The following is a 924-nucleotide window of genomic DNA, read 5'->3' on the forward strand; positions in this document are numbered from 1 at the left end:
GATGATTAAAAACGTGGGCTGTAAAGTATAACGACGGTATAGTACGTGCTATACCGTTTATCGTTTATATTCATTTTTACGGCTGAGATTTGCGCGGGTTCTGGATTCGTTAATGACCATGTAAAATAGACTTTTTATTTTGCTCTTGGTTTATTAAGAAAATAAGACTCTATCTTTTTAAGACATCATGGGAAAGAAAAATTATCAGCTCGATCTCTTTGATATCCATTTGGAGGGCACCACGATTTTTTTATGAGACTTGGCTCTATTTTATTTAGTAAGCGGGTATTTTGTTGTGCTATGTCATTGAGGCTCATTGGAGGTTGTCGCACAATATTATCTGGTTCTTGTGCCATAATTTGTGAAGTATTCGTATGAGTGAGATGTATATTTTTATGGGGTGATGGATAAAAATTTAAAATATTTTTCAATGGTTTTTCTAAATAAAAAGCAAGTTTTTGTTTGCCTTTAAAGGTGAAGTTAATGCCGTTATTGGTGCGTAATTTGGTTGTTTTTCCATTAACGTCATAGCCTGATAAAGAAAATTGACCTTGTTCATCAATAAATCCGTTCCAGATATCCAGGAAATATCCTCCTGCTACTTCTGTTTCTTGCTTGTAGAGTTCATTAAAAATTTTCATTTTTTGTGTCAAATTTTCATTTCTAAAAGCAGGTTGCCCCACCCATATCCATGGTTTTCCTGAATTGCGAAGGCTTTTAGCAATTTCGATAATTCTTTGTTTGTAGATGTTTAGCCATGCTGGATGAATCGTACTGACTATGCCGTGCGGTGTTATGATTGGTTCATTATCATTTGCACCTATCACTATAACAATAGCATCAGGTTTGTTTTTATCAATGAGTTCAGGAATATTGCTTTCCCAAGAAGTGTGATCAGTTCGGATTAAGCCCGAATCCGGCATT

General features: G+C 35.1%; 1 protein-coding gene. It reads right to left on the reverse strand.

Annotation, left to right across the window (positions count from 1 at the left end; translation table 11 throughout):
* Positions 1 to 185: 185 nt before the first annotated feature.
* Positions 186 to 924 (reverse strand): SGNH family hydrolase (locus ACFIK8_RS10370; RefSeq protein ID WP_375669377.1); only part of this gene is annotated, 739 nt, incomplete at its 5' end.

The sequence above is a fragment of the Bartonella sp. MR168JLCBS genome, assembly GCF_042194175.1.